The 25,539-nt window shown below is 43.7% G+C and carries 32 protein-coding genes, 1 pseudogene and 1 riboswitch; of the genes and pseudogenes, 29 read left to right on the top strand and 4 right to left on the bottom strand.

The window, feature by feature from the left end:
* Positions 1 to 3 precede the first annotated feature (3 nt).
* The 22 genes from aspA (at position 4) to lysA (ending at position 18,834) form a co-directional block, all read left to right on the top strand.
* Positions 4 to 1,431 carry an aspartate ammonia-lyase gene (aspA, locus tag NX903_RS11060; RefSeq protein ID WP_003230430.1) on the top strand — a complete coding sequence of 476 codons (1,428 nt, stop codon included), beginning with the start codon at positions 4 to 6 and terminating at the stop codon, positions 1,429 to 1,431.
* Between the two features lie 140 nt (positions 1,432 to 1,571).
* The gene (gene mleN, locus NX903_RS11055) at positions 1,572 to 2,978 is read left to right on the top strand and encodes a malate-H+/Na+-lactate antiporter MleN (RefSeq protein WP_014480178.1); all 1,407 of its coding nucleotides are present in this window, start codon (positions 1,572 to 1,574) and stop codon (positions 2,976 to 2,978) included.
* A 17-nt stretch (positions 2,979 to 2,995) separates the two neighbouring features.
* A complete protein-coding gene (locus NX903_RS11050; protein ID WP_086344039.1) occupies positions 2,996 to 4,315 on the top strand; it encodes an NAD-dependent malic enzyme in 1,320 nt (439 codons plus the stop codon).
* A gap of 100 nt (positions 4,316 to 4,415) precedes the next feature.
* The gene (locus NX903_RS11045) at positions 4,416 to 4,631 is read left to right on the top strand and encodes a hypothetical protein (protein ID WP_086344038.1); all 216 of its coding nucleotides are present in this window, start codon (positions 4,416 to 4,418) and stop codon (positions 4,629 to 4,631) included.
* A 100-nt stretch (positions 4,632 to 4,731) separates the two neighbouring features.
* A complete protein-coding gene (gene spoIIM / locus NX903_RS11040) occupies positions 4,732 to 5,376 on the top strand; it encodes a stage II sporulation protein M (RefSeq protein ID WP_004398593.1) in 645 nt (214 codons plus the stop codon).
* A gap of 112 nt (positions 5,377 to 5,488) precedes the next feature.
* Entirely contained in the window at positions 5,489 to 5,938 is a 450-nt protein-coding gene (fur, locus tag NX903_RS11035; protein ID WP_003223972.1) for a ferric iron uptake transcriptional regulator, read from the top strand.
* 124 nt (positions 5,939 to 6,062) lie between these two features.
* Positions 6,063 to 6,290 carry a YqzK family protein gene (locus tag NX903_RS11030; RefSeq protein ID WP_003230440.1) on the top strand — a complete coding sequence of 76 codons (228 nt, stop codon included), beginning with the start codon at positions 6,063 to 6,065 and terminating at the stop codon, positions 6,288 to 6,290.
* A gap of 7 nt (positions 6,291 to 6,297) precedes the next feature.
* A complete protein-coding gene (xerD, locus tag NX903_RS11025; protein ID WP_086344037.1) occupies positions 6,298 to 7,188 on the top strand; it encodes a site-specific tyrosine recombinase XerD in 891 nt (296 codons plus the stop codon).
* 160 nt (positions 7,189 to 7,348) lie between these two features.
* Positions 7,349 to 8,533, top strand: coding sequence for a phosphopentomutase (gene deoB / locus NX903_RS11020; RefSeq protein ID WP_086344036.1), 1,185 nt, complete (start codon positions 7,349 to 7,351; stop codon positions 8,531 to 8,533).
* Between the two features lie 12 nt (positions 8,534 to 8,545).
* Positions 8,546 to 9,361 (top strand): purine nucleoside phosphorylase I, inosine and guanosine-specific, encoded by an 816-nt coding sequence (locus tag NX903_RS11015; RefSeq protein ID WP_015714207.1) that lies wholly within the window; start codon positions 8,546 to 8,548, stop codon positions 9,359 to 9,361.
* A 154-nt stretch (positions 9,362 to 9,515) separates the two neighbouring features.
* Positions 9,516 to 10,685 (top strand): D-alanyl-D-alanine carboxypeptidase DacF, encoded by a 1,170-nt coding sequence (gene dacF, locus NX903_RS11010; protein WP_086344035.1) that lies wholly within the window; start codon positions 9,516 to 9,518, stop codon positions 10,683 to 10,685.
* 95 nt (positions 10,686 to 10,780) lie between these two features.
* Positions 10,781 to 11,134: an anti-sigma F factor antagonist gene (gene spoIIAA, locus NX903_RS11005; protein WP_004398633.1), complete on the top strand. Its 354-nt coding sequence runs from the start codon at positions 10,781 to 10,783 to the stop codon at positions 11,132 to 11,134.
* Positions 11,131 to 11,571, top strand: a complete 441-nt coding sequence (gene spoIIAB / locus NX903_RS11000; RefSeq protein WP_014477237.1) for an anti-sigma F factor — start codon at positions 11,131 to 11,133, stop codon at positions 11,569 to 11,571. The genes spoIIAA and spoIIAB overlap by 4 nt, the downstream gene beginning before the upstream one ends.
* A gap of 11 nt (positions 11,572 to 11,582) precedes the next feature.
* A complete protein-coding gene (gene sigF / locus NX903_RS10995; RefSeq protein ID WP_086344034.1) occupies positions 11,583 to 12,350 on the top strand; it encodes an RNA polymerase sporulation sigma factor SigF in 768 nt (255 codons plus the stop codon).
* Positions 12,351 to 12,476: 126 nt separating this feature from the next.
* Positions 12,477 to 13,097 carry a stage V sporulation protein SpoVAA gene (spoVAA, locus tag NX903_RS10990; protein WP_015714205.1) on the top strand — a complete coding sequence of 207 codons (621 nt, stop codon included), beginning with the start codon at positions 12,477 to 12,479 and terminating at the stop codon, positions 13,095 to 13,097.
* A complete protein-coding gene (gene spoVAB / locus NX903_RS10985) occupies positions 13,087 to 13,512 on the top strand; it encodes a stage V sporulation protein SpoVAB (protein WP_003230463.1) in 426 nt (141 codons plus the stop codon). The genes spoVAA and spoVAB overlap by 11 nt, the downstream gene beginning before the upstream one ends.
* A gap of 12 nt (positions 13,513 to 13,524) precedes the next feature.
* The gene (gene spoVAC / locus NX903_RS10980; RefSeq protein ID WP_003223947.1) at positions 13,525 to 13,977 is read left to right on the top strand and encodes a stage V sporulation protein AC; all 453 of its coding nucleotides are present in this window, start codon (positions 13,525 to 13,527) and stop codon (positions 13,975 to 13,977) included.
* A 12-nt stretch (positions 13,978 to 13,989) separates the two neighbouring features.
* Complete coding sequence (gene spoVAD, locus NX903_RS10975; protein WP_003230465.1) at positions 13,990 to 15,006, top strand: stage V sporulation protein AD; 1,017 nt, start codon at positions 13,990 to 13,992, stop codon at positions 15,004 to 15,006.
* Position 15,007: 1 nt separating this feature from the next.
* Positions 15,008 to 15,358, top strand: coding sequence for a stage V sporulation protein AE (spoVAE, locus tag NX903_RS10970; RefSeq protein WP_003230467.1), 351 nt, complete (start codon positions 15,008 to 15,010; stop codon positions 15,356 to 15,358).
* Positions 15,359 to 15,365: 7 nt separating this feature from the next.
* A complete protein-coding gene (gene spoVAEA, locus NX903_RS10965) occupies positions 15,366 to 15,977 on the top strand; it encodes a stage V sporulation protein SpoVABEA (RefSeq protein WP_003230469.1) in 612 nt (203 codons plus the stop codon).
* The gene (spoVAF, locus tag NX903_RS10960; RefSeq protein WP_003230471.1) at positions 15,928 to 17,409 is read left to right on the top strand and encodes a spore germination protein SpoVAF; all 1,482 of its coding nucleotides are present in this window, start codon (positions 15,928 to 15,930) and stop codon (positions 17,407 to 17,409) included. The genes spoVAEA and spoVAF overlap by 50 nt, the downstream gene beginning before the upstream one ends.
* 105 nt (positions 17,410 to 17,514) lie before the next feature.
* Positions 17,515 to 18,834: a diaminopimelate decarboxylase gene (gene lysA / locus NX903_RS10955; protein ID WP_086344610.1), complete on the top strand. Its 1,320-nt coding sequence runs from the start codon at positions 17,515 to 17,517 to the stop codon at positions 18,832 to 18,834.
* A 29-nt stretch (positions 18,835 to 18,863) separates the two neighbouring features.
* Here lysA and NX903_RS10950 read toward each other — a convergent pair whose 3' ends face one another.
* Positions 18,864 to 19,736, bottom strand: coding sequence for a DUF1002 domain-containing protein (locus NX903_RS10950; RefSeq protein WP_014480169.1), 873 nt, complete (start codon positions 19,734 to 19,736; stop codon positions 18,864 to 18,866).
* Between the two features lie 256 nt (positions 19,737 to 19,992).
* Between NX903_RS10950 and NX903_RS10945 the strand changes: the two genes are divergently transcribed.
* Complete coding sequence (locus NX903_RS10945) at positions 19,993 to 20,424, top strand: peptidylprolyl isomerase (RefSeq protein ID WP_003223931.1); 432 nt, start codon at positions 19,993 to 19,995, stop codon at positions 20,422 to 20,424.
* Between the two features lie 143 nt (positions 20,425 to 20,567).
* On the opposite strand, the gene NX903_RS10940 is transcribed toward NX903_RS10945, so the two are convergent.
* Both NX903_RS10940 and NX903_RS10935 read right to left on the bottom strand, forming a co-directional pair.
* A complete protein-coding gene (locus NX903_RS10940; RefSeq protein WP_003230479.1) occupies positions 20,568 to 20,780 on the bottom strand; it encodes a spore germination protein in 213 nt (70 codons plus the stop codon).
* A gap of 161 nt (positions 20,781 to 20,941) precedes the next feature.
* Entirely contained in the window at positions 20,942 to 21,037 is a 96-nt protein-coding gene (locus NX903_RS10935) for a hypothetical protein (RefSeq protein WP_234398217.1), read from the bottom strand.
* A 421-nt stretch (positions 21,038 to 21,458) separates the two neighbouring features.
* Between NX903_RS10935 and NX903_RS10930 the strand changes: the two are divergent.
* The 3 genes and pseudogenes from NX903_RS10930 (at position 21,459) to NX903_RS10920 (ending at position 22,497) form a co-directional block, all read left to right on the top strand.
* Positions 21,459 to 21,664 (top strand): annotated as a pseudogene (locus NX903_RS10930) (hypothetical protein).
* Positions 21,665 to 21,942: 278 nt separating this feature from the next.
* Positions 21,943 to 22,182 (top strand): phosphatase PAP2 family protein, encoded by a 240-nt coding sequence (locus tag NX903_RS10925; RefSeq protein WP_080481019.1) that lies wholly within the window; start codon positions 21,943 to 21,945, stop codon positions 22,180 to 22,182.
* A 108-nt stretch (positions 22,183 to 22,290) separates the two neighbouring features.
* The gene (locus tag NX903_RS10920) at positions 22,291 to 22,497 is read left to right on the top strand and encodes a zinc ribbon domain-containing protein (protein ID WP_003223929.1); all 207 of its coding nucleotides are present in this window, start codon (positions 22,291 to 22,293) and stop codon (positions 22,495 to 22,497) included.
* Here the strand turns inward: NX903_RS10920 and NX903_RS10915 are convergent.
* Positions 22,440 to 22,676 (bottom strand): hypothetical protein, encoded by a 237-nt coding sequence (locus NX903_RS10915; RefSeq protein ID WP_074794831.1) that lies wholly within the window; start codon positions 22,674 to 22,676, stop codon positions 22,440 to 22,442. The genes NX903_RS10920 and NX903_RS10915 overlap by 58 nt on opposite strands.
* Before the next feature lie 247 nt (positions 22,677 to 22,923).
* Here NX903_RS10915 and sipS point away from each other — a divergent pair, with 247 nt between their 5' ends.
* The 3 genes from sipS (at position 22,924) to ribD (ending at position 25,537) form a co-directional block, all read left to right on the top strand.
* Positions 22,924 to 23,478, top strand: coding sequence for a signal peptidase I sipS (gene sipS / locus NX903_RS10910; RefSeq protein ID WP_015483398.1), 555 nt, complete (start codon positions 22,924 to 22,926; stop codon positions 23,476 to 23,478).
* 234 nt (positions 23,479 to 23,712) lie between these two features.
* Positions 23,713 to 24,057 (top strand): hypothetical protein, encoded by a 345-nt coding sequence (locus tag NX903_RS10905; RefSeq protein ID WP_003230488.1) that lies wholly within the window; start codon positions 23,713 to 23,715, stop codon positions 24,055 to 24,057.
* A gap of 120 nt (positions 24,058 to 24,177) precedes the next feature.
* A riboswitch (FMN riboswitch) is annotated at positions 24,178 to 24,322 on the top strand.
* A gap of 129 nt (positions 24,323 to 24,451) precedes the next feature.
* Entirely contained in the window at positions 24,452 to 25,537 is a 1,086-nt protein-coding gene (ribD, locus tag NX903_RS10900) for a bifunctional diaminohydroxyphosphoribosylaminopyrimidine deaminase/5-amino-6-(5-phosphoribosylamino)uracil reductase RibD (protein ID WP_086344033.1), read from the top strand.
* Positions 25,538 to 25,539 lie beyond the last annotated feature (2 nt).

Below are 25,539 nucleotides of genomic sequence, written 5' to 3'. Positions count from 1 at the left end.
ATTATGTTAAACGGCCAAAAAGAATATCGCGTGGAAAAAGACTTCCTTGGGGAAAAACAAATTGAAGCAGATGTTTATTACGGAATTCAGACGCTCCGTGCTTCTGAAAATTTCCCGATCACAGGATACAAAATCCATGAGGAAATGATTAACGCACTGGCGATTGTGAAAAAAGCTGCGGCTCTTGCCAACATGGACGTGAAACGGCTGTATGAAGGAATTGGCCAAGCTATCGTACAAGCCGCTGACGAGATTCTCGAAGGCAAGTGGCACGATCAGTTTATCGTCGATCCGATTCAGGGCGGTGCCGGAACTTCTATGAACATGAACGCGAATGAGGTTATCGGAAACCGGGCGCTTGAAATCATGGGACATAAAAAGGGAGATTATATCCATTTAAGTCCAAACACACATGTGAACATGTCACAGTCTACGAACGATGTGTTTCCGACTGCTATTCATATTTCCACATTGAAGCTCTTAGAAAAACTGCTGAAAACAATGGAAGATATGCATAGCGTGTTTAAGCAAAAAGCACAGGAGTTTGACTCTGTTATTAAAATGGGCCGGACACACCTTCAAGATGCGGTTCCGATCCGTCTTGGCCAGGAATTCGAAGCTTACAGCCGTGTTCTCGAGCGTGATATCAAACGAATCAAGCAATCGCGCCAGCACCTATATGAAGTCAACATGGGCGCAACTGCTGTTGGTACAGGGCTGAACGCTGATCCTGAATATATCAAACAGGTAGTAAAGCACCTTGCTGATATTAGCGGGCTTCCTCTTGTCGGCGCTGATCATCTTGTTGATGCGACACAAAATACAGATGCCTATACAGAGGTATCAGCTTCATTAAAAGTCTGCATGATGAACATGTCGAAGATCGCAAACGACCTGCGCTTAATGGCGTCGGGACCGCGTGCCGGACTTGCGGAAATTTCTCTGCCTGCACGTCAGCCGGGTTCATCTATTATGCCGGGGAAAGTCAATCCGGTTATGGCGGAGCTGATCAACCAAATTGCGTTCCAGGTTATCGGAAACGACAATACAATCTGCCTTGCTTCAGAAGCCGGCCAGCTTGAGTTGAACGTCATGGAGCCCGTGCTTGTCTTTAATTTGCTTCAATCCATCAGCATCATGAACAACGGCTTCCGTTCGTTCACTGACAACTGCTTAAAAGGCATTGAAGCCAACGAAAAGCGTATGAAGCAATACGTAGAAAAAAGCGCAGGCGTGATCACAGCTGTCAATCCGCATCTTGGGTATGAAGCGGCAGCTAGAATTGCCAGGGAAGCAATTATGACAGGGCAATCTGTCCGGGATCTTTGTCTGCAGCATGATGTGCTGACTGAAGAAGAATTGGATATTATTTTAAACCCATATGAGATGACCAAACCAGGTATCGCAGGGAAAGAACTATTAGAAAAATAAAATTTGTACAAAATACAGCTTATTCATCTCCGAATAGTCGGATGAATAAGCTGTTTACAACATAGGGATGAGGAAGTATAGTATACGTGTTGCACTATATATTGAAAGCGTTTTAGCTTTTACATGAAGGGGGACTTCTTTTGAAGGATGTAAGATTACCAACACTATTTGAAATTATTATTGTACTAGGAGTATTTTTAGCACTTGTTCTATCGTTTACAGTCTTTCTCGACTTGCCGATACAGCTGGCGCTTTTTGTTTCATGGTTTATTGCAATGCTTTTAGGTATAAGACTCGGTTATTCTTATAAAGATTTACAAAATGCGATTGTACATGGGATATCAAATGGCCTTGAAGCCGTACTGATTCTCGTTTCAGTTGGGGCGCTCATCGGAACATGGATTGCCGGAGGCGTTGTGCCCACTTTGATTTATTACGGACTGGAATTTATTCACCCAAGTATCTTTTTACTGGCAACGTTAATTATTTGTTCCATTATGTCTGTGGCAACAGGAACGTCATGGGGAACAGTCGGAACTGCCGGCATTGCCATGATTGCAATTGGAGAAGGATTAGGGATTCCGCTTCCTCTTGTAGCGGGAGCTATCCTTTCAGGCGCATATTTTGGGGACAAGCTGTCTCCTCTGTCTGACAGTACAGTTCTAGCTTCTTCACTATCAAAAGTCGATGTATTGGCTCACGTGAGAGCAATGCTTTATTTATCAATACCTGCTTATGTCATTACAGCTATACTCTTTACAGTTGTTGGATTTATGTACGGCGGGAAAAATATTGATCTTGATAAAGTTGAATTCTTAAAATCATCTTTGCAAAACACGTTTGACATTCATATTTGGATGCTGATCCCGGCAGTTGTCGTCATAGTCTTATTGGCGATGAAAAAGCCATCTATGCCGGTTATCGTAATTGGCGCTTTACTCGGTGCAATCTGGGCTGTCGTTTTCCAAGGGATGGATATTGCCCATGCGATTGCAACTGCGTACAACGGCTTCTCTATTAAAACTGATGTTGAATTTTTGAACGGCTTGTTAAACCGCGGTGGAATTGTCGGTATGCTTGATTCTCTCGTCGTCATCATCTTTGGCCTTGGTTTTGGCGGTCTGCTTGAGAAACTCGGCGTGTTAAAAGTCATTGTTTCAACGTTTGAAAAGAAATTAACTTCAGCCGGCAATGTCACATTGTCTACACTGATCGTAGCGTTTTTAGCAAACATCTTCGGCTGTGCGATGTATGTATCTCTTATTTTGACTCCGAAAATTATGGAAGACAGCTATGATCGCTTACATCTGGACAGAAGAGTGTTATCACGTAACTCAGAGGTCGGGGGAACATTGACTTCGGGGATGGTTCCTTGGTCTGATAATGGGATTTACATGGCTGGTATTTTAGGTGTTTCTACCTTCTCTTATCTGCCGTTTATGTGGCTCAGTTTTGTAGCAATAGGTCTTGCAATTATCTATGGTTATACAGGAAAATTTATATGGTATACGAAAAACAATACAGTTAAAGCCGAAAAACTAGGCTAATAGGGGAGGATCACTGAATGATAGCGAAACACATGATTCGGACACTGATGATCGAAACGCCTTCGGTTCCCGGAAATCTTGGAAGGGTGGCTACGGCCATCGGCCTTCTGGGCGGGGATATTGGTGAAGTGGAGACGGTAAAAGTCGGACCCAATTACACAATGCGGAATATTACCGTTCAAGTGGAGAATGAAGAACAGCTTCAGGAAGTGATCGCGGCTGTACAGGCCCTCGGAGAAGGGATCAGGCTTCACACCGTATCTGATGAAGTCCTGTCCGCACATGAAGGCGGAAAAATCCAAATGAAAAGCAAAATGCCGATCCGTTCATTGGCAGAGCTGGGACGTGTCTACACACCAGGTGTTGCGGACGTGTGCCGACTGATCGAAAAAGAACCTGAAAAAGCTTCTATTTATACAACGATCAGCAATTCTGTTGCAATTGTAACGGATGGAACCGCAATTTTAGGCCTGGGGAATATCGGCTCTGTGGCTGGCATGCCTGTCATGGAAGGAAAGGCTGCTTTGTTTGATCAGCTGGCGGGTATTAGCGGCATTCCGATACTTCTTGATACGAGTGATCCTGAAGAAATCATCAAAACAGTAAAACATATTTCTCCGGGCTTTAGCGGCATCCTTCTTGAGGATATCGGTTCGCCGCATTGTTTTGAAATCGAGGATCGCCTAAAAGAAGAGCTGAACATCCCTGTTATGCACGATGACCAGCATGGTACAGCTGTAGTGACGCTGGCAGCTGCCATTTCGGCATGCAGGAGTGCGGGGGTTGACCTGAAGGAAGCGAAAGTGGGGCAAATCGGCCTTGGCGCAGCAGGCGTGGCCATCTGCCGGATGTTCATGGCTTATGGTGTGAATGCTGTGTACGGAACAGACAAATCAGAGTCAGCAATGAACCGTCTCGAACAATACGGCGGACAGGCAGTTTCCAGTATTGAGGAGCTTATGGAAACATGTGATATTGTCATTGCTACAACGGGCGTTCCGGGTTTAATAAAACCGACATTTGTACGTTCTGGTCAAGTGATTTTGGCTTTATCGAATCCGAAGCCGGAAATTGAGCCGGAGGCCGCGCTGCAGGCTGGCGCCGCATATGCAGCTGACGGGCGTTCTGTTAATAATGTACTCGGTTTTCCTGGGATTTTTAGAGGAGCGCTTAACGCAAAAAGCATGGAGATTAATCATGATATGCTTGTCGCAGCAGCAGAGGCCATCGCAGCCTGCACTAAACAAGGTGATGTGGTCCCTCAGCCGCTTGATTCAAAAGTCCATCATGCGGTAGCAGCAGCTGTCGAGCATGCAGCTCTTACAGCAGTGAAATAAATGTAGCTAAACAGCACCTTCCGTAGCAGGTGCTGTTTTTTTTCTTATCTGTGTTCAATTTTGTTATCATTACTATGAAAATAAAAAAGGGAGTGATCACATGGCAAAAAGCCAAGCGAAAAAGAAGCGGGAGCATCGATTGAGAAACGGCGGACGTGACGTCTTATTATCAAGAGGCGGCACACCATCTTTTAGCACACATGAAAGAATGACAAAAAGCAAAAAAGAGATTTTGAATAAACGGAAGCATAAGAATCCTTATGATCATACAGCAGTTGATGATAGGGATTTTTTTGTGCCCCAAAAAGCCGCCTAGCATTCGTCTCTATCGTTTCTTTTTGAAAAAGGGCATGTTTTTCTGTTTCTTTCATACAATCTATTAAATCAAATCACTAGAGCGGGCGGGAGGAAACGGTATGCGAAAAATCTCTTATAAGGACATGTTTCTCAGGCATGTTAAAGATCATCTCTCTCTTTATATATTTGTGTCAGTGCTGTTTTTCATGGGTGTCATCTTTGGCGCGATTATTGTCAACAGTATGACCATCAGCCAGAAAGAAGATTTATACTACTACTTAAGTCAATTTTTTGGACAGCTTTCGGATGGAAAACAGGCAAGTTCAGCTGATATGTTTGGGCAAAGTATCTTTCATAATGCAAAGTATTTAGGCCTGATGTGGATACTGGGAATTTCCGTCATTGGGATGCCGATTATTTTCATCATGATCTTTCTGAAAGGGATCGTCGTCGGCTTTACTGTCGGGTTTTTAGTCAATCAGATGGGAGTAAGCGGGTTTTTCCTATCATTTGTCTCCGTTTTACCGCAAAATGTGCTGCTGATTCCGGCTTATCTCATTATGGGCACATGTGCAATTGCGTTTTCTTTAAAGTTAATCAGACAGCTGTTCGTGAAACGAAGCCTCCATGACGCGCCGATTCAATGGTTCGGGCGGTATGCCTTTGTGCTGCTGGTCATTCTGTTTTTAGCGCTGATCTCATCTCTCTTTGAAGCATACTTATCTCCTGTTTTAATGGAAAAGCTTACATCTAGACTTTTTTAAAATTATTATTAAAAGAAAACCGTTTTATTTATCAGTTTATAATAATTATAGTTGGAACTCTGCGCGTATTTTGTTATAATGAGTCATGGAATGCGGCGTAGGAGGGAAAGACATGGAAAACCGTATTGATCGAATTAAGAAACAACTGCACTCATCCAGCTATAAACTTACGCCACAGCGTGAAGCGACAGTAAGAGTGCTGCTTGAAAACGAAGAAGACCATTTAAGCGCAGAAGATGTATACCTCCTCGTAAAAGAGAAATCTCCTGAGATCGGTCTCGCTACAGTATACCGTACGCTTGAATTATTAACTGAATTAAAAGTCGTAGATAAAATTAACTTTGGAGACGGTGTGTCCCGTTACGACCTTCGGAAAGAGGGCGCAGCTCACTTTCATCACCACTTGGTGTGCATGGAGTGCGGAGCCGTTGATGAAATTGAAGAAGATTTGCTTGAAGACGTGGAAGAAATCATTGAACGTGATTGGAAATTTAAGATTAAAGATCATAGATTGACGTTTCACGGCATTTGCCACCGCTGTAACGGAAAAGAAACTGAATAGACGGTGCCGAGCGCGAACCTTTTCTCATGGGGAAAGGGTTTTTTGCTGTTTCTATGTATAAAACCTTTCTGATTTGGCATATGGTTTATATAACTGGAACCATAGGGAAAGGATCGATTAGGACATGGGAAGATTCCTGAAAACAGCTGTCGATGCATTGAAAGTTTTCATCCTGTTTACCGGTTTTACCGCTTTGTTCTATTATGCTATGATATGGGTGAATCAAGAGTATGAAAACTATCATCGGTATGATAAACCGGAAGGCTCCGCTGTAAAAGTTGTTGAAATGGATCAGGATGAAAAAGGCGGATGGTTCGACCGGTTGATCTTTTTTTACCAAAACGGGGAGTAGATCAAGAGTGAAAGATCAAATAAAGGATTTCATCCACTACGTTATGGTAGAGAGAGGGCTCTCTCAAAATACGATCGTATCCTATGAACGTGACTTGAAAAGCTATTCTCTCTACTTAACAGAAACCCTTCATGTTACAGATTGGAATCACGTTACCCGCATACATATTATCCAATACTTAAAGCATTTGAAGGACTCGGGGAAATCCGGCAAGACATCGGCGCGGCATTTGGCATCCATTCGCTCTTTTCATCAATTTCTGCTCAGGGAAAAAGTAACGGATAAGGACCCTTCCGTTCATATCGAAACACAAAAGACGGAACGGGCGCTTCCGAAGGTGCTCGCACTCAATGAAGTCGAGCGATTATTGGACACGCCTAAGCTGACGAGCCCATTCGGCTATCGGGATAAAGCAATGCTGGAGCTGCTTTATGCGACAGGCATACGAGTCAGTGAAATGATTGAGTTGAAAACGGCAGATGTTCATTTATCTATGGGGTTTATCCGATGCTTTGGCAAAGGAAGAAAAGAACGGATTGTGCCAATTGGTGAAGCCGCCGCTTCCGCCATTGAGGAATATATGACAAAAGCCAGGGGAAAACTGTTAAAGAACAATGTGTCTGACGCCCTCTTTTTAAATCATCACGGCAAACAGATCAGCCGCCAGGGATTTTGGAAGAACCTGAAAAAACTCGCGTTGGAAGCCGGCATTAAGAAAGAGCTGACTCCGCATACGCTTAGGCATTCCTTTGCGACGCATCTGCTTGAGAACGGGGCAGATTTAAGAGCGGTGCAGGAAATGCTCGGTCATGCGGATATATCCACGACGCAAATTTATACGCATGTGACGAAAACAAGGCTGAAGGATGTGTACAAGCAGTTTCATCCGCGAGCATAGCCGCAGGTGGCTGCGGCTTTTTTGTTTAGAGCGACAGAAAATATTGAAGTTTCTCATTATTTCCAAATACATTGTCAACGGGAATGAAAACGGTTTATACTTGAGTTGTCAGACCTCTTAGCGATACAATAGACGTATAGAAAAAAAGGAGGCTTTCAAGATGCCTGCATACAAATATAATCGTGTGTTTTTAATTGTGATGGACTCAGTCGGAATCGGCGAAGCGCCGGATGCCGCTGACTTTAATGACGAAGGCGCTCATACGCTCGGTCATATTGCCGAGCATATGAACGGATTACATATGCCGAATATGGCAAAGCTCGGCCTTGGTCTTATCGAAGATATCAAAGGTGTAGAAAAAACAGAACATCCGCTTGCGTATTATGGAAAAATGCAAGAAGCGTCAAACGGAAAAGATACGATGACCGGCCATTGGGAGATTATGGGTTTATACATTGATAAACCATTTAAAGTGTTCCCGGAAGGCTTTCCTGATGAATTGCTTCAAGAGCTGGAAAAGAGATCTGGCCGCAAAATTATTGGAAACAAGCCGGCTTCCGGCACAGCGATTTTGGATGAGCTTGGCCAGGAGCACATGGAGACAGGGGCTTTAATTGTTTACACGTCTGCTGACTCTGTTCTGCAAATTGCCGCTCACGAAGAGGTTGTGCCGCTTGAGGAGCTGTACCGCATTTGCGAAACGGCGAGAGAGCTGACGCTTGATCCGAAATATATGGTTGGCCGCATTATTGCACGGCCGTTCGTCGGAGAGCGGGGTCAATTCAAACGAACGCCAAACCGCCATGACTATGCCCTTAAACCGTTTGATCGCACTGTCATGAATGAATTGAAGGACAGCGGCTTAGATGTGATTTCAATCGGTAAAATCTCTGATATTTACGACGGAGAAGGCATTACTTCTTCACGCAGAACGGTTTCCAATATGGACGGAATGGACAAGGTGATCGATACGCTGGGAGAAGACTTTACGGGTCTGAGCTTTGCGAACCTTGTTGATTTTGACGCGTTATTCGGACACCGCCGTGACCCTGAAGGCTACGGACGCGCGCTTGAAGAATTTGATGCGCGGCTTCCGGAAGTGTTTGAAAAAATGAGAGAAGACGATCTGTTAATTATTACAGCCGACCACGGCAATGATCCGATTCATCATGGGACTGACCATACACGCGAGTATGTGCCGATTCTCGCTTACAGCAAAAAACATAAGAAAGCGCAAATGCTGCCGCTTGCAGATACATTTGCTGATATCGGCGCAACGATCGCTGATAATTTCCAAACGAATAAACCGAAATACGGGAAAAGCTTTTTATCTTTATTACAATAGGGGGACTGTTTCTTGAAGGACAGAATTGAACGCGCAGCAGCTTTTATTAAACAAAACCTGCCGGAATCTCCGAAGATCGGCCTTATTTTAGGCTCAGGTCTTGGCATTTTGGCTGACGAAATCGAAAATCCGGTCAAGCTGAAATATGAAGACATACCTGAATTCCCGGTATCTACTGTTGAAGGGCATGCCGGACAGCTTGTGCTTGGCACTCTTGAAGGAGTTTCCGTCATTGCAATGCAGGGCCGCTTTCATTTTTATGAAGGCTACTCAATGGAGAAAGTCACATTCCCTGTACGCGTGATGAAAGCGCTCGGTGTGGAAGCGTTGATCGTGACAAATGCCGCAGGCGGCGTCAATACTGAATTTCGTGCGGGAGACTTAATGATTATTACCGATCATATCAACTTTATGGGAACAAACCCGTTAATCGGGCCAAACGAAGCTGATTTCGGCGCCAGATTTCCAGATATGTCTTCAGCCTATGACAAAGATCTGTCCAGCCTGGCTGAAAAGATTGCGAGAGACCTTAATATCCCAATTCAAAAAGGCGTGTACACTGCTGTGACAGGACCTTCTTACGAAACACCGGCAGAAGTCCGTTTCTTAAGAACGATGGGCTCTGATGCTGTCGGCATGTCTACTGTTCCGGAAGTCATTGTGGCGAATCATGCGGGAATGCGGGTTCTTGGCATTTCCTGCATCTCTAACGCGGCAGCCGGAATTCTGGATCAGCCTTTAAGTCACGATGAAGTTATGGAAGTGACCGAAAAAGTAAAAGCTGGATTCTTGAAGCTTGTTAAAGCGATCGTCGCTCAGTACGAATAAATATGAATCAATGCAGGACCAAAAGACAGCTGTGTCTGATATCACACAGCTGTCTTTTTTTATGCCCAAAATTCGAAACATTTTCCATCAGTGGCGTATAAAACCATCCCGCTTGGAAAAAATAAAAAGGATTATGAAATGGAGGGCTTTTGAGATGAAACGTCTTTTATCCACTTTGTTGATTGGTATAATGCTGCTTACATTTGCACCGTCTGCATTTGCAAAACAAGACGGAAAACGTTTATCGGAGCTTGCTCATGAAGCGAAGTCTGCGGTGCTGATAGAACGTGACACGGGAAAAGTGCTTTACAACAAGAACAGCAATGAGAGACTGGCGCCTGCAAGCATGACGAAAATTATGACGATGCTTTTGATTATGGAAGCTTTAGATAAAGGCAAAATCAAAATGAGTGATAAGGTCCGTACAAGCGAGCATGCGGCGTCAATGGGCGGCTCACAGATCTTCCTTGAGCCTGGCGAAGAAATGACTGTCAAAGAAATGCTGAAGGGTATCGCAATCGCTTCGGGAAATGACGCTTCTGTAGCCATGGCTGAATTTATTTCCGGCTCTGAAGAAGAATTTGTTCAGAAAATGAACAAAAAAGCAAAAGAGCTGGGATTGAAAAATACATCCTTCAAAAACCCGACCGGATTGACCGAGGAAGGACATTACAGCTCTGCTTATGACATGGCAATCATGGCTAAGGAATTATTGAAATACGAATCAATTACGAAGTTTACCGGCACGTATGAAGATTACCTTCGTGAAAATACAGATAAAAAGTTTTGGCTTGTGAATACAAATCGCCTTATCAAATTTTATCCTGGTGTAGACGGTGTAAAAACAGGCTATACAGGCGAAGCGAAATATTGTCTGACTGCTTCGGCAAAAAAAGGAAACATGCGGGCCATAGCGGTTGTATTCGGAGCGAGCACGCCTAAAGAAAGAAACGCGCAAGTGACAAAAATGCTTGACTTCGCCTTTAGCCAGTATGAAACGCATCCTTTATATAAACGAAATGAAACAGTAGCAAAAGTAAAGGTCAAAAAAGGGAAACAAAAATTGATCGAACTCTCTACATCTGAGCCGATTTCAATATTGACGAAAAAAGGCGAGGATATGAACGATGTGAAAAAAGAAATCAAGATGAAGGACAATATTAGTGCTCCGATTCAAAAAGGCCAAGAGCTTGGCACTCTAGTTCTGAAAAAGGATGGAGAAGTACTCGCTGAAAGTCCTGTTGCTGCAAAAGAAGATATGAAGAAAGCCGGGTTTATCACATTCTTGAAGCGGACGATGGGAGACTGGACAAAATTTAAGTAATTATGCCGAATGACCACTAGTTTTGTCACGGTGAAGGAATTCATTCCGTCGAAATCGAAACACTCATTATCCGATCATATCAAGGAGGAATGAGCATGAGCCTTGGAATTGACATGAATGTCAAAGAATCTGTGCTTTGTATTCGATTAACAGGCGAACTCGATCACCATACGGCTGAAACCCTGAAGCAAAAAGTGACTCAATCATTGGAGAAGGATGATATTCGCCATATCGTGCTGAACTTGGAGGATCTTTCCTTTATGGACAGCTCGGGGCTTGGCGTTATTTTAGGAAGATACAAGCAAATTAAGCAAATTGGCGGGGAAATGGTCGTTTGCGCTATCTCTCCTGCGGTGAAGCGATTGTTTGATATGTCGGGTCTGTTTAAAATTATCCGATTTGAACAATCTGAACAGCAGGCGCTCCTGACACTGGGGGTGGCATCATGAAAAATGAAATGCACATTGAGTTTTCTGCCCTCAGTCAGAATGAATCGTTCGCCCGTGTGACAGTTGCTTCATTTATAGCTCAGCTGGACCCGACAATGGATGAACTGACTGAAATCAAAACAGTCGTGTCAGAGGCAGTCACAAATGCAATTATCCATGGATATGAAGAGAACTGTGAAGGGAAAGTTTACATTTCAGTGACGCTGGAAGATCATGTCGTATATATGACTATTCGTGATGAAGGCTTAGGCATTACAGATCTTGAAGAAGCCCGTCAGCCTCTATTTACGACTAAGCCTGAGCTTGAGCGCTCTGGAATGGGCTTTACCATTATGGAAAATTTCATGGATGATGTCAGTATCGATTCATCGCCTGAAATGGGAACAACGATTCGCTTAACAAAGCACTTATCAAAAAGCAAAGCGCTTTGTAATTAAGGAGATTTGTTATGGATGTGGAGGTTAAGAAAAACGGCAAAAACGCTCAGCTGAAGGATCATGAAGTAAAGGAATTAATCAAACAAAGCCAAAATGGCGACCAGCAGGCAAGAGACCTCCTCATAGAAAAAAACATGCGTCTTGTTTGGTCTGTCGTACAGCGGTTTTTAAACAGAGGATATGAGCCTGACGATCTCTTCCAGATCGGCTGCATCGGGCTGTTAAAATCTGTTGACAAATTTGATTTAACCTATGATGTGCGTTTTTCAACGTATGCAGTGCCGATGATTATCGGAGAAATCCAGCGATTTATCCGTGATGACGGAACTGTAAAGGTATCACGGTCATTAAAAGAGCTTGGAAACAAAATCCGGCGCGCGAAGGATGAGCTTTCGAAAACACTGGGAAGAGTGCCGACGGTGCAGGAGATCGCTGACCATTTGGAGATTGAAGCTGAGGATGTTGTACTGGCCCAAGAGGCGGTAAGGGCTCCATCTTCGATTCACGAAACCGTTTATGAAAATGACGGAGATCCGATTACCCTGCTCGATCAAATCGCTGACAACTCAGAAGAAAAATGGTTTGACAAAATTGTGCTGAAAGAAGCGATCAGCGATTTGGAGGAAAGGGAAAAATTAATCGTCTATCTCAGATATTATAAAGACCAGACACAGTCTGAGGTGGCTGAGCGGCTCGGGATCTCTCAGGTGCAGGTTTCCAGGCTTGAAAAGAAAATATTAAAACAGATCAAGGTTCAAATGGATCATACGGATGGCTAGTCTGCAGTGCAGGCTAGCTTTTTTATGTGCAAAAGCGTGGTAATTTATGGTCTTTTCGAGCGGATGAATGAGAACAAAATCGAACCACATACTACATATATAACCACCGAAAGATGGTGATCAATGATGGAACGACGAATATTTATCCGGCTTCGCCACCGGGTGCTGGCACATCCAGGGGATATTATTACCGTTGGAGATGCCGCGCAAATAGAAGGGCAGCTTCAGCTGAAAAAGAAACTTTCGGCTATGCCGCTTTATCAGGTGAGCGAAAAAGATAAAAATATCGTAATTCTGGATATCATACAAGTCCTCAGAGCCATTCATTTACAAGATCCGACACTTGATGTTCAAACCGTAGGCGGAGCAGAAACCATTGTTGAAATTCAATATCGAAAGCGAAATTTATCAACGGTTCTATTTATCGGTGTCTGGCTGCTTCTGTTTATTGGATCGTGTCTTGCCATCATGAACTTTCATGAGGATGTAAGCATGAGAGATGTTCATATCGCACTATATGAAATCATAACCGGAGAGAGGAATGACTATCCATATTTGCTTCAAATCCCATACAGCATCGGTTTGGGACTGGGGATGATCGTGTTTTTTAACCACATATTTAAAAAGCGCCTAAATGAAGAGCCCAGCCCGCTGGAGGTTGAGATGTTTAACTATCAGCTTGATCTCGATCAATATGTGGCCATGCATGAGAATCAAGAAACCATAAAGGATCTGCATGATCGTTAGTGTATTGTTCATTATTTTTGTCGGGCTCGGCGGAGGCATAACAGTGGGGGCGGGTTTCGTTGCTTTTTTAACCGTAATGGGAATCATTCCGCGGCTGATGCAGCTCACCAAAACAATGAGATTTGTTCAGGCTTATGAAGCGGCTGTTATTCTTGGCGCGGTTTGCGGGGGATGGGAGACGCTTCATATGAATCATCTTTATCTAACAAAATGGATAGCTGTGCCGGTCGGGCTTCTGGCAGGTTTGTTCGTCGGGATGCTAGCGGCTGCTCTTACAGAGGTTTTAAATGTCCTGCCAATTTTGGCAAAACGAATCGGGCTCAGAAGTAAAATCATTATTCTGTTAATGGCCATCGTGATTGGGAAAATCGCGGGATCCTTATTTCATTGGCTGTACTTTATTGACCATTCATAAGGAGGTTTCAAGATGACAAACATAAAAGAAAATTACAAATCAAAAGTGAAAACATATCAGCCTAAGCCGCCTTACGTCTGGAACTGTGTAAAAGCCTTTTTAGTGGGCGGACTGATTTGTGCAATCGGGCAAGGTCTGCAAAATTTTTATATCCATTTTTTTGATTTCAATGAAAAAACTGCGGGGAATCCAACAGCTGCAACGCTGATATTAATTTCCGCCCTGCTTACAGGGTTCGGCATCTATGACAGAATCGGACAATTCGCAGGCGCAGGTTCAGCCGTACCTGTCACAGGTTTTGCCAACAGTATGGCAAGCGCGGCTCTTGAATATAAAAGTGAAGGATTAGTGCTTGGAGTAGCGACAAATATGTTTAAACTGGCAGGAAATGTTATTGTTTTCGGAGTTGTAGCTGCATACATCGTTGGAATGATTCGGTTTGCTTTTGAGAAACTGATGTCATAGGAGGAGAAGAAAATGAAATTAACAGGAAAGCAAACCTGGGTATTTGAACATCCCATATTTGTCAACTCAGCGGGAACGGCAGCAGGACCAAAGGAAAAAGACGGACCGCTCGGCTCTTTATTTGATAAAACCTATGACGAAATGCATTGTAATCAAAAAAGCTGGGAAATGGCGGAACGGCAGCTCATGGAAGACGCTGTTAATGTTGCGCTTCAAAAAAACAATCTGACAAAAGATGATATTGACCTATTGCTCGCAGGCGACTTGCTGAACCAAAACGTGACGGCTAACTATGTGGCAAGACACTTGAAAATCCCATTTCTTTGTATGTTTGGCGCCTGTTCAACATCAATGGAAACAGTGGCTGTCGCATCAGCCTTAGTTGATGGCGGGTTTGCCAAAAGGGCACTGGCTGCCACAAGCAGTCACAATGCAACTGCGGAAAGACAGTTTCGCTATCCGACAGAATACGGAGGGCAAAAACCGGACACTGCTACCTCCACTGTAACCGGAAGCGGTGCAGTTGTCATCAGTCAGACACCGGGTGATATCCAAATCACAAGTGCGACTGTCGGAAAGGTTTCTGATTTAGGAATTACAGATCCTTTTGATATGGGATCGGCTATGGCTCCGGCTGCAGCTGATACGATTAAGCAGCACTTTAAAGATCTCAACCGGACAGCGGATGATTATGATCTAATCCTGACAGGTGACCTGTCAGGCGTCGGTTCTCCAATCGTAAAAGACATCTTAAAAGAAGATGGATATCCAGTCGGCACAAAGCATGATGATTGCGGGCTTCTGATTTACACTCCGGATCAGCAGGTCTTTGCCGGGGGGAGTGGCTGTGCTTGTTCAGCGGTTGTCACCTACTCTCATATTTTTAAGCAGCTGAGAGAAGGAAAATTAAACCGTGTATTTGTCGTGGCGACCGGGGCGCTGTTAAGCCCGACGATGATCCAGCAAAAAGAAACCATTCCGACTATCGCCCACGGGGTTGTATTTGAGCGTGCAGGAGGTGCATCTTAACATGGACTACCTTTTGGCTTTTGTATGCGGCGGGGCCATTTGTATCGTCGGCCAGCTGCTCTTGGATATTTTTAAATTGACGCCAGCTCATGTCATGACATCATTTGTTGTAATCGGTGCAATATTAGATGGTTTCGGCATTTACGATAAATTTATTGAATTTGCCGGAGGAGGCGCCACCGTTCCGATCGTCAGCTTCGGTCACAGTCTTCTGCACGGTGCTATGCATCAGGCGCATATACACGGATTTATAGGAATCGGCATGGGGATTTTTGAGCTGACCTCGGCCGGTATCTCAGCCGCTATTCTTTTCGCCTTTATCGTAGCTGTTATTTTCAAACCGAAAGGATAATGCTGACATGACGACAAAACGCAAGGTCATACTGGTAACAGACGGGGATGTTTATGCCGCTAAAACAATTGAATACGCCGCAAGCAAAGTGGGAGGTCGATGTATTTCACAATCAAAAGGGAATCCTTCCACCCGCAGCGGCGCCGAGCTTGTCAAGCTGATCGCCTCAGCACCGTATGATCCTGTATTTGTCATGTTTGACGACTCCGGCCTTCAAGGAGAGGGTCCGGGAGAAGCCGCTCTGACCTATGTCGCAACCCATCCGTCTATTGAAGTGCTCGGTGTGATTGCGGTCGCGTCAAAAACACATCAGGCTGAATGGACCAGGGTCGATGTAAGCATTGACCGCAATGGAGAAATAACTGAATACGGCGTCGATAAAGTCGGGGAAAGGGAATTTGATGACCACAGAATGAGTGGAGATACAGTCTATTGCCTTGATAAACTTGATCTCCCGCTTATTGTCGGTATCGGGGATATCGGCAAAATGGGCAGAAAAGACGATATCTCAAAAGGGTCGCCAATCACCATGAAAGCGGTCGAGTTTATTTTAGAAAGGAGCGGGTATCATGCCGGACCACAAGGAAGAGAAAATTCGGGTTTATCGGAATCCAGCTAAAAATGAAGAGTATTTCAAAAACCGTGTTGGGATGGGGACGAGCTATGATGTAGGTGTTCGCAAGCTCACGATTTTAGATAAAGAGATCCAGCTTTACTATCTAAATGGATTATGCGATACAGCCTATATTATTCATTTAATGAGAGAGCTTGTTGCCATTAACAATCGGAAAGAAGACCCTGATGAGCTGGTCGACATCGTCGAAAACAGGCTGCTGAACGCCCAGGTCGAAAAAGTAAAAACATTGGATGAAACCACCGACCAAGTGCTGTCCGGGCTCGTCGCTGTCATTGTTGAAGGTGCAGGTTTCGCATTTATAATTGACGTCAGAAGCTATCCGGGCAGAAACCCGGAAGAACCTGATACGGAAAAGGTAGTCAGGGGAGCCAGAGACGGATTTGTTGAAAATATCGTCGTCAATACGGCCCTTCTCAGAAGGCGGATCAGAGACGAACGCCTTCGAGTCAAGATGACGAAAGTTGGTGAGCGGTCAAAGACGGATTTAAGCATTTGTTATATAGAAGATATAGCTGATCCGGATCTGGTTGAGATCGTAGAAAAAGAAATTGCATCCATTGATGTCGATGGATTAACAATGGCAGACAAAACTGTCGAGGAATTCATTGTTAATCAAAGCTATAATCCTTTTCCGCTCGTGCGCTATACAGAAAGACCGGATGTGGCCGCAAATCATGTTCTAGAAGGCCATGTTATCATTATAGTGGACACATCGCCGAGTGTAATCATTACCCCAACGACTTTATTTCACCATGTGCAGCATGCTGAAGAATATAGGCAGGCTCCTTCAGTCGGGACCTTTTTAAGATGGGTAAGATTTTTCGGTATTCTTGCTTCTACTTTATTTCTTCCGATCTGGTTTCTCTTTGTGCTTCAGCCTGATCTGCTCCCGGACAACATGAAATTTATCGGTTTAAATAAAGATACGCATATCCCGATCATCCTGCAGATATTTTTAGCTGACTTAGGAATCGAGTTTCTCAGAATGGCTGCCATTCACACACCGACGGCTTTATCGACAGCAATGGGTTTAATTGCCGCTGTTCTGATCGGGCAGATTGCGATTGAGGTCGGCCTTTTTTCTCCTGAGGTGATTCTGTACGTCTCACTTGCGGCGATTGGAACCTTTACGACGCCTAGTTATGAATTAAGCTTGGCAAACAAAATGAGCCGTCTTGTCCTCATGATACTCGTTGCCTTATTTCATATAAAAGGGCTCGTCATCGGATTTACAGTGCTAATTATTGCTATGGCAAGCATCAAATCCCTTCAGACACCGTACTTATGGCCGCTGATTCCCTTTAACGGAAAGGCGCTGTGGCAGGTTCTTGTCCGCACAGCGAAACCTGGCGCAAAAGTAAGACCCAGTATCGTTCACCCCAAAAATCGCTTAAGACAGCCTACCAATTCATAATCGCATTGAAACTGACTGAAGAGTATGATAATGTATGTCTTAATTATGAAGGGACAGTCCATAAAACTGTCCTTTCATCCATAAGCGGAGAAAGAGGGAATGACATTGTTCTTACACGGCACAAGCAGACAAAATCAACATGGTCATTTAGAAATCGGAGGTGTGGATGCTCTCTATTTAGCGGAGAAATATGGTACACCTCTTTACGTATATGATGTGGCTTTAATACGTGAGCGTGCTAAAAGCTTTAAACAGGCGTTTATTTCTGCAGGGCTGAAAGCACAGGTGGCATATGCGAGCAAAGCATTCTCATCAGTCGCAATGATTCAGCTCGCTGAGGAAGAGGGACTTTCTTTAGATGTCGTATCCGGAGGAGAGCTATATACGGCTGTTGCGGCAGGCTTTCCGGCAGAACGCATCCACTTTCATGGAAACAATAAGAGCAGGGAAGAACTGCGCATGGCGCTTGAGCACCGCATCGGCTGCATTGTGGTGGATAATTTCTATGAAATTGCGCTTCTTGAAGACCTATGTAAAGAAACGGGTCACTCCATCGATGTTCTTCTTCGGATCACGCCCGGAGTAGAAGCGCATACGCATGACTACATTACAACGGGCCAGGAAGATTCAAAGTTTGGTTTCGACCTTCATAACGGACAAACTGAACGGGCCATCGAACAAGTATTACAATCGGAACACATTCAGCTGCTGGGTGTCCATTGCCATATCGGATCGCAAATCTTTGATACGGCCGGTTTTGTGTTAGCAGCGGAAAAAATCTTCAAAAAACTAGACGAGTGGAGAGATTCATATTCATTTGTATCCAAGGTGCTGAATCTTGGAGGAGGTTTCGGCATTCGTTATACGGAAGATGATGAACCGCTTCATGCCACTGAATACGTTGAAAAAATTATCGGAGCTGTGAAAGAAAATGCTTCCCGTTACGGTTTTGATATCCCGGAAATTTGGATCGAACCGGGCCGTTCTCTTGTGGGAGACGCAGGCACAACTCTTTATACGGTTGGCTCTCAAAAAGAAGTGCCGGGTGTCCGCCAGTATGTGGCAGTAGACGGAGGCATGAACGACAATATTCGTCCTGCGCTTTACCAAGCTAAATATGAAGCTGCGGCAGCCAACAGGATCGGAGAAGCGCATGACAAAACGGTATCAATTGCCGGAAAGTGCTGTGAAAGCGGAGATATGCTGATTTGGGATATTGACCTGCCGGAAGTAAAAGAAGGCGATCTTCTTGCCGTTTTTTGTACAGGCGCTTATGGATACAGCATGTCCAACAATTATAACCGTATTCCGAGACCCGCCGTTGTATTTGTCGAAAACGGTGAGGCTCATTTAGTCGTGAAGCGAGAAACATACGAAGATATTGTAAAACTTGATCTGCCATTTAAAACGGGTGTAAAGCAATAAAAGAAAGCGCCGATTTTTCGGCGCTTTTCTTATTTGAATATAGATACAATCGCATTCCAGATAGATACGAAGAAATCAATGACTTTCTGGATGAAGTTTTTGCCTTCATCTGATTCTATGAATTTCGTAATCTTATCTTTTGCTTTATCTAGCTGGTCACTGACCTGTCCCCAGTCAATGTCAGCGTTTTTCATCTTATTGAATAGGGAGACAAGCTGGTTCTTTTGGCTGTCAGTAAGTGTGACGTTTAAATCAGAAGCTGCGTCGTCCACTTGTTTTTCGATGTCAGCTTTATTATCAGGCACCCCGTTTTTAGCAAACTCTTCTTTGATTTTTGCAATCAGGGCTGCCGCATTTTCGTTACCGATTTTGTCTCCAAGCTCTGATGTCGTGACAAGCTCTTGGTTGGCGACCTGCTTAACATCCTCCGAGATCGCTTCGTCAGAAGAAACTTCATACGCCTTAATCAATCCAGTTAAAGCCGCAGTCCCGGATACTTCAAACGGCGCTGTAACGTACACCTTCGCATCTTTAACACCGGCTGTCATCAGTGCATTCAGGTACATTTCATCCGTGATGCCGCTGATATTATGGGTCTCAACATTCAATCCGGAGCCTTTTTTGGCAATGGTGATTGAGGATGAAGAAATCGCTCTCGATCCGATTTGCGCGTTTGATATATATTTTCCTAAATATTCATGTTCTTCCTTATTGGTCACGGTTACCGTTGTGGCATTATCAGGGACATTCATTTCATCAAGCACTTTTTGTTTGTCGGATTCTGACAAATCAGCACCCAGTGTTACAATGACATCTCCAACTGCGGCATCCGCGAGACTGACCTTCGGAACCGTCAGCAGCAAAACGGCCGCTGCCAGCATTCCAATCCAAATTTTCTTCAAAGCAGTTTGACCTCCTTCAATTTCACAAGCAGCTGGATAGTGCTGCTTTGTGAGGACCTGAATCATGAAAAATACAGTTCCGTTAGGTTAGACGGAGATAAAGAGATTCAGGTTTCATTTTTATTTTTTAGTAAAGCCCGGGAGATTCGTTTTCCCCCGAAAGGTGTGGTATAATAGCCGCGACAAGGAGAGACAGGCTATAACCTATCATACATAATCTCCTTTGAAAATTAAAATAAAGAAAGTAGGCATACAATTGAAAACAGGTTACTTTTTATTAGAAGACGGGAACAAAATTGAATTTGAACTTTATCCTGAAGCTGCACCTGGAACTGTTGCAAACTTTGAAAAGCTTGCGAACGAAGGCTTTTATGACGGGCTTACGTTCCACCGAGTGATCCCTGGCTTCGTCAGCCAAGGCGGATGCCCGCACGGAACTGGTACTGGTGGTCCGGGATACACAATCAAATGTGAAACAGAAGGCAACCCGCATACACATGAGGCGGGCGCACTTTCTATGGCACATGCCGGAAAAGACACTGGCGGCAGCCAATTTTTCATCGTTCATGAGCCACAGCCTCATTTGAACGGTGTTCACACTGTATTTGGTAAAGTAACAAGCGGATTGGAATTCGCGAAAAACATGTCTAACGGCGATGTCATGAAAGAAGTTCGTGTAGAAGGCTAATCAGCAGGCAAAAGGCTTCCTCTTATAGAGGGAGCTTTTTTATTGGGTGAAAATATTCAATAAAAAACCGCCCAGTGTTGATGGCGGTTGGCAAAACCAGGTGTTTAGTTAGTGAGACATCGCAAGCCCCCGTAATGAATAGATTAAAAAGTTTTGGTGACGTTCTGATCAGTAAATTGATGATTAATCATTTTAGCCTTGCTTACAAAGTTATTTTCAAAGACAATTCCTGTGTTTAAACCTCCGGAGCCAAACACAGATTTGGACAAAGTTAAAGGCCTGATCATAAAAGCGCCGCCTACGTTAATTACACTGTTCCCGGAAACGTTGTTTATATTAATAGGATAATCAATCATACTATCAAGTCTCCTTTCATATCATTCTATTTTTTATATGTATTAGTGCTAGAGTTGATTAGCGTAAACTTATCGGCAAAAATATTTAGGAGATGCCTGTTTTTATTGATTTATAAAAATGCTCGAAAAAAGCGCCTCCTTTATAGCTTCCGGAAGCCCAGCTACCTGTCTATTCTTTTAACTACTCTGAATGCGGCAGCTGCTTTTCTGGCGAATGTAATAGGATCATCCTGTGCTGACTCAAAGTGCATATACATTGCACACAGCTCACTAAATAACCAGTGGTTATGCAATGCAGTAATCGTCATACGCCGCATCCTAGTTCGGAGAGCAAAGAATTTACCTCTTTATGTACGAAACTAAGTGAAATACTTTATCATTGCGAACCTCAAACGGGAAAAATGGGGAATGGCCAAGGAATGAGGTAGGCAAACAAACACCTGACTCGGTGGCAGAACGAACTGCCCAAAATTTTGGCAAACTCCCTGCGTATTTTTTGTTTCTTCCCATTTCATGCTGTTGCTCCTCCTTGTCAAAAAAGAATGTATGAGTGACGAGTATAGGAGAGAAGATCCCGCCATAGACAATGTTGTTGGACGACTGAAGGTGAAATTGTGCTGATTATACAAAAAGTGGATTGGGAATGATAAAAGAACAAAAAAGTTTAAGGAGAATCACATGCAAGTTTTGACGGGGTTGCTCGAACAGTACGGATATGCCGTCTTGTTTATTGTCTTGATGTTAGAGCTTCTAGCTTTACTTGGACCGGGAGAGTTTGCCGGTGTTCTCGTGTTTCAAGAAAAGTTAAACTGGGTGCTAAGCATGTTAGCGGCCGGATTGGGGAGCTGTGCGGGAGTAAGCATGTCGTATTGGATCGGGTATAGACTGGGCCCAGCTGCAATTCAGAAAGCTTTTGCGTCGAGAGGTGTTCTGTTAGCCGTTATTGTTCTAACTTTTTTTTGGACGGTATTCAAAGGGCAAGACCGGAAAATCGAACTCTCTTTCTCCTCTCTTTCTCCTAGTCGTTGGTGCGAGAGCTTTATGAAGAGGGAATTAGACGGCTCTTTCATTCCCTTCATCCTATTCACGCTCCTTTGGAAAGTCATGTATTATATCCATTCCCGAGCGAACAGACTTTAACGGCATTTGTCATTTTTGGTTTTTGTGCTTATCTTTTTGTTCGTCATTCTCACAAGACGCGTCTGCAAACTGTTGCATTTTTTTGTTTATTATCGTTTTATTCCTCATCGGGCTGAGTCGTGTGTACTTTAATGAGCAGTATCCGAGTGATGTTGCTGCGGGTTACGCCTTCGGCGGTGTTTGGCTGAGTTTGAATGTTTTGGTCATGGAGCTTTTCCGTTTCTCCAGAAGATTTACCAAGCTGAGAAACGAACCCAATTAGTATGTAATCAAAATTAAGTAAACTTTAAAGTAGTACGGGTCATTGGGATTGATATTTTGTAGTAAAATAAATCAAACAAACGTGATGTAATGAAAAGGAGATCGCGATATGAACAACAAAGGCTGTATAAAATGCGGCAGTACTGAAGCCGGACAAAAAGAAATAGCTACAACCGGCACGGGATTATCAAAGCTGTTTGACGTGCAGCATAACCGATTTCTAGTGGTTTACTGTAAGAACTGCGGATATTCAGAGTTTTATAATAAAGAGTCTTCAACTGCCGGGAATATATTGGATTTATTTTTTGGAGGCTGATCCATGTTTTCGAGCTTCAATGATTTTAAACATATTATGAAAGCAAAAAACGGAGTGCGGTTATCACCTGTGAAATAGGTTGCCGCAAACATTCCAGTAACCTTCATGACGTGAATTGTTTTGTCAAGTGCCATGGGTATCATGGACTGGGAGATCAATGGAATGCAGTAAATGAACAAACTGTTCGTAACCTCATGCCTTATATACGATTTAAAGATTTTGCATATGAGAACTCTCTTTCTTCTGAGTCCATCGCTTCTGAATTATGCGATTCATTTCCTTCAATATTTGCAGGCTTAGTTAGGCATGATGTGGGTAGAAGATGAAGATTAACAGTTTGTAAAATCACTTCAATGGTCCTAATGGGATTTTTTTTCGATTCGTGATAACATAAATTGAAGACCGTTGTTTATTGGAGGAAATCAGTTGAAATCAGAAAATGTTTCGAAGAAAAAAACAATATTAGAATGGGCAAAAGCAATTGTGATTGCTGTCGTTCTTGCTTTGCTCATTCGCAACTTTATTTTTGCGCCGTATGTCGTTGATGGTGACTCTATGTATCCTACACTTCACAACCGTGAAAGGGTCTTTGTCAATATGACAGTCAAATACATCGGCGAGTTTGATAGAGGAGACATCGTCGTGTTAAACGGAGATGATGTTCACTATGTCAAACGTATTATCGGCCTTCCCGGCGATACGGTTGAGATGAAAAATGACCAGCTCTATATCAACGGGAAAAAGGTGGACGAACCTTATTTGGCGGCTAATAAAAAGAGAGCGAAACAGGACGGTTTTGACCATTTGACCGATGATTTCGGCCCGGTTAAAGTGCCTGATAACAAGTATTTTGTGATGGGCGACAACCGTCGGAATTCAATGGACAGCCGTAACGGTCTTGGCCTCTTCACGAAAAAACAAATTGCGGGTACGTCAAAGTTTGTTTTCTACCCGTTTAACGAAATGCGCAAAACAAATTAGGATCAAGCAGTTTCCCATTGGGGCTGCTTTTTTTATATCTTTTTTACGGTCATCCCCTAAAAACAGAACATAAATTCGTATATCTATAGAAAAGAAATTTTTGCAGAAATGTGAAACATATTCCCGTTATGCATCGTTATATTAATAATTTACGAGAATTTACGGTTTTTTATTCATGAAAAAAAGGAATAACTCATATGAATGAATAGATTCATATTGGCTGGAGGTTTAGAAATGGGAAGAATAAAAACCAAGATTACCATTCTGTTAGTGCTTTTGCTTTTACTTGCAGGCGGTTATATGTACATAAATGATGTTGAGCTGAAGGATGTTCCGACAGCAATTGGACAAACCTTGTCCTCGGAAGAAGAGGAATACACCATCCAGGAATATAAAGTGACGAAAATTGACGGCTCAGAGTATCATGGAGTAGCAGAAAACGGAACGAAAATCATCTTCAACGGAAAAAAATTAAATCAGGATTTATCTGATATAAAAGAAGGTGACAAGATTAAGGCATACTTCAGCAAATCAAAGCGGATCGACGGATTAATCAAGGTTGCAAAAGTGAATGATTAACAAAACATCACCTTTCGGATCGAAGGGTGATGTTTTGTTTTTCTCAAATTGTAAGTTTATTTCATTGCGTACTTTAAAAAGGATCGCTATAATAGCCAATAAGGACAAATGAATAAAGATTGTATCCTTCGGGGCAGGGTGGAAATCCCGACCGGCGGTAGTAAAGCACATTTGCTTTAGAGCCCGTGACCCGTGTGCATAAGCACGCGGTGGATTCAGTTTAAGCTGAAGCCGACAGTGAAAGTCTGGATGGGAGAAGGATGATGAACCGCTATGCAAATGGTTCAAAAATGCATAGTGTTATTTCCTATTGCGTAAAATACCTAAAGCCCCGAATTTTTTATAAATTCGGGGCTTTTTTGACGGTAAATAACAAAAGAGGGGAGGGAAACAAATGGAAGAGTATTATATGAAGCTGGCATTAGATCTTGCGAAGCAGGGCGAAGGACAGACCGAATCCAATCCGCTCGTCGGCGCTGTTGTCGTAAAGGACGGACAAATTGTCGGAATGGGCGCCCATTTAAAATATGGTGAGGCTCATGCAGAAGTTCATGCCATCCATATGGCTGGAGCACATGCAGAGGGTGCCGACATTTACGTTACACTCGAACCGTGCAGCCATTACGGAAAAACACCGCCATGTGCAGAATTGATTATCAACTCTGGCATCAAAAGAGTGTTCGTGGCGATGAGAGATCCTAATCCGCTTGTGGCTGGAAGAGGGATCAGCATGATCAAAGAAGCCGGCATTGAGGTAAGGGAAGGTATCCTGGCAGACCAGGCGGAGAGGCTGAATGAAAAATTTCTGCACTTTATGAGGACAGGCCTTCCGTACGTCACGCTAAAAGCGGCTGCCAGCCTTGACGGCAAGATAGCTACCAGCACGGGTGACAGCAAATGGATCACGTCAGAGGCTGCAAGACAGGATGCTCAGCAATACAGGAAAACACACCAAAGCATTTTAGTCGGAGTTGGCACAGTGAAAGCCGACAATCCGAGCTTAACCTGCAGACTGCCGAATGTAACAAAACAGCCGGTTCGGGTCATACTTGATACCGTACTCTCGATTCCTGAGGACGCTAAAGTGATTTGTGATCAAATAGCGCCGACATGGATTTTTACGACGGCACGCGCAGAAGAGGAAAAGAAAAAACGGCTTTCAGCTTTCGGAGTGAACATATTTACACTTGAAACCGAGCGCATTCAAATTCCCGATGTTTTGAAGATCCTAGCGGAAGAAGGTATCATGTCGGTGTATGTGGAAGGCGGTTCAGCTGTTCACGGAAGCTTTGTCAAAGAAGGCTGTTTTCAAGAAATCATCTTCTATTTTGCCCCTAAACTAATCGGAGGAACGCATGCTCCCAGCTTAATCTCCGGTGAAGGTTTTCAATCAATGAAAGATGTCCCCTTATTACAATTCACTGATATAACCCAAATCGGCCGTGATATCAAACTGACGGCAAAACCGACAAAGGAATAGGA

This window comes from Bacillus sp. FSL R5-0576 (genome assembly GCF_038004765.1).
GTDB classification, from domain to species: domain Bacteria; phylum Bacillota; class Bacilli; order Bacillales; family Bacillaceae; genus Bacillus; species Bacillus subtilis.
The sequence above is the reverse complement of the archived record's forward strand: the minus strand, read 5'-3'. Positions and strand labels throughout refer to the sequence as shown.

Bases quoted from the DNA above. Each gene is read 5' to 3' on its own strand.
- aspA (WP_003230430.1), top strand. From the start codon at position 4: ATGTTAAACGGCCAAAAAGAATATCGCGTGGAAAAAGACTTCCTTGGG.
- NX903_RS11050 (WP_086344039.1), top strand. From the start codon at position 2,996: ATGATAGCGAAACACATGATTCGGACACTGATGATCGAAACGCCTTCG.
- NX903_RS11045 (WP_086344038.1), top strand. From the start codon at position 4,416: ATGGCAAAAAGCCAAGCGAAAAAGAAGCGGGAGCATCGATTGAGAAAC.
- spoIIM (WP_004398593.1), top strand. From the start codon at position 4,732: ATGCGAAAAATCTCTTATAAGGACATGTTTCTCAGGCATGTTAAAGAT.
- fur (WP_003223972.1), top strand. From the start codon at position 5,489: ATGGAAAACCGTATTGATCGAATTAAGAAACAACTGCACTCATCCAGC.
- NX903_RS11030 (WP_003230440.1), top strand. From the start codon at position 6,063: ATGGGAAGATTCCTGAAAACAGCTGTCGATGCATTGAAAGTTTTCATC.
- deoB (WP_086344036.1), top strand. From the start codon at position 7,349: ATGCCTGCATACAAATATAATCGTGTGTTTTTAATTGTGATGGACTCA.
- dacF (WP_086344035.1), top strand. From the start codon at position 9,516: ATGAAACGTCTTTTATCCACTTTGTTGATTGGTATAATGCTGCTTACA.
- spoIIAA (WP_004398633.1), top strand. From the start codon at position 10,781: ATGAGCCTTGGAATTGACATGAATGTCAAAGAATCTGTGCTTTGTATT.
- spoIIAB (WP_014477237.1), top strand. From the start codon at position 11,131: ATGAAAAATGAAATGCACATTGAGTTTTCTGCCCTCAGTCAGAATGAA.
- sigF (WP_086344034.1), top strand. From the start codon at position 11,583: ATGGATGTGGAGGTTAAGAAAAACGGCAAAAACGCTCAGCTGAAGGAT.
- spoVAA (WP_015714205.1), top strand. From the start codon at position 12,477: ATGGAACGACGAATATTTATCCGGCTTCGCCACCGGGTGCTGGCACAT.
- spoVAB (WP_003230463.1), top strand. From the start codon at position 13,087: ATGATCGTTAGTGTATTGTTCATTATTTTTGTCGGGCTCGGCGGAGGC.
- spoVAC (WP_003223947.1), top strand. From the start codon at position 13,525: ATGACAAACATAAAAGAAAATTACAAATCAAAAGTGAAAACATATCAG.
- spoVAD (WP_003230465.1), top strand. From the start codon at position 13,990: ATGAAATTAACAGGAAAGCAAACCTGGGTATTTGAACATCCCATATTT.
- spoVAE (WP_003230467.1), top strand. From the start codon at position 15,008: ATGGACTACCTTTTGGCTTTTGTATGCGGCGGGGCCATTTGTATCGTC.
- spoVAEA (WP_003230469.1), top strand. From the start codon at position 15,366: ATGACGACAAAACGCAAGGTCATACTGGTAACAGACGGGGATGTTTAT.
- spoVAF (WP_003230471.1), top strand. From the start codon at position 15,928: ATGCCGGACCACAAGGAAGAGAAAATTCGGGTTTATCGGAATCCAGCT.
- NX903_RS10940 (WP_003230479.1), bottom strand. From the start codon at position 20,780: ATGATTGATTATCCTATTAATATAAACAACGTTTCCGGGAACAGTGTA.
- NX903_RS10935 (WP_234398217.1), bottom strand. From the start codon at position 21,037: ATGTATATGCACTTTGAGTCAGCACAGGATGATCCTATTACATTCGCC.
- NX903_RS10920 (WP_003223929.1), top strand. From the start codon at position 22,291: ATGAACAACAAAGGCTGTATAAAATGCGGCAGTACTGAAGCCGGACAA.
- NX903_RS10905 (WP_003230488.1), top strand. From the start codon at position 23,713: ATGGGAAGAATAAAAACCAAGATTACCATTCTGTTAGTGCTTTTGCTT.
- ribD (WP_086344033.1), top strand. From the start codon at position 24,452: ATGGAAGAGTATTATATGAAGCTGGCATTAGATCTTGCGAAGCAGGGC.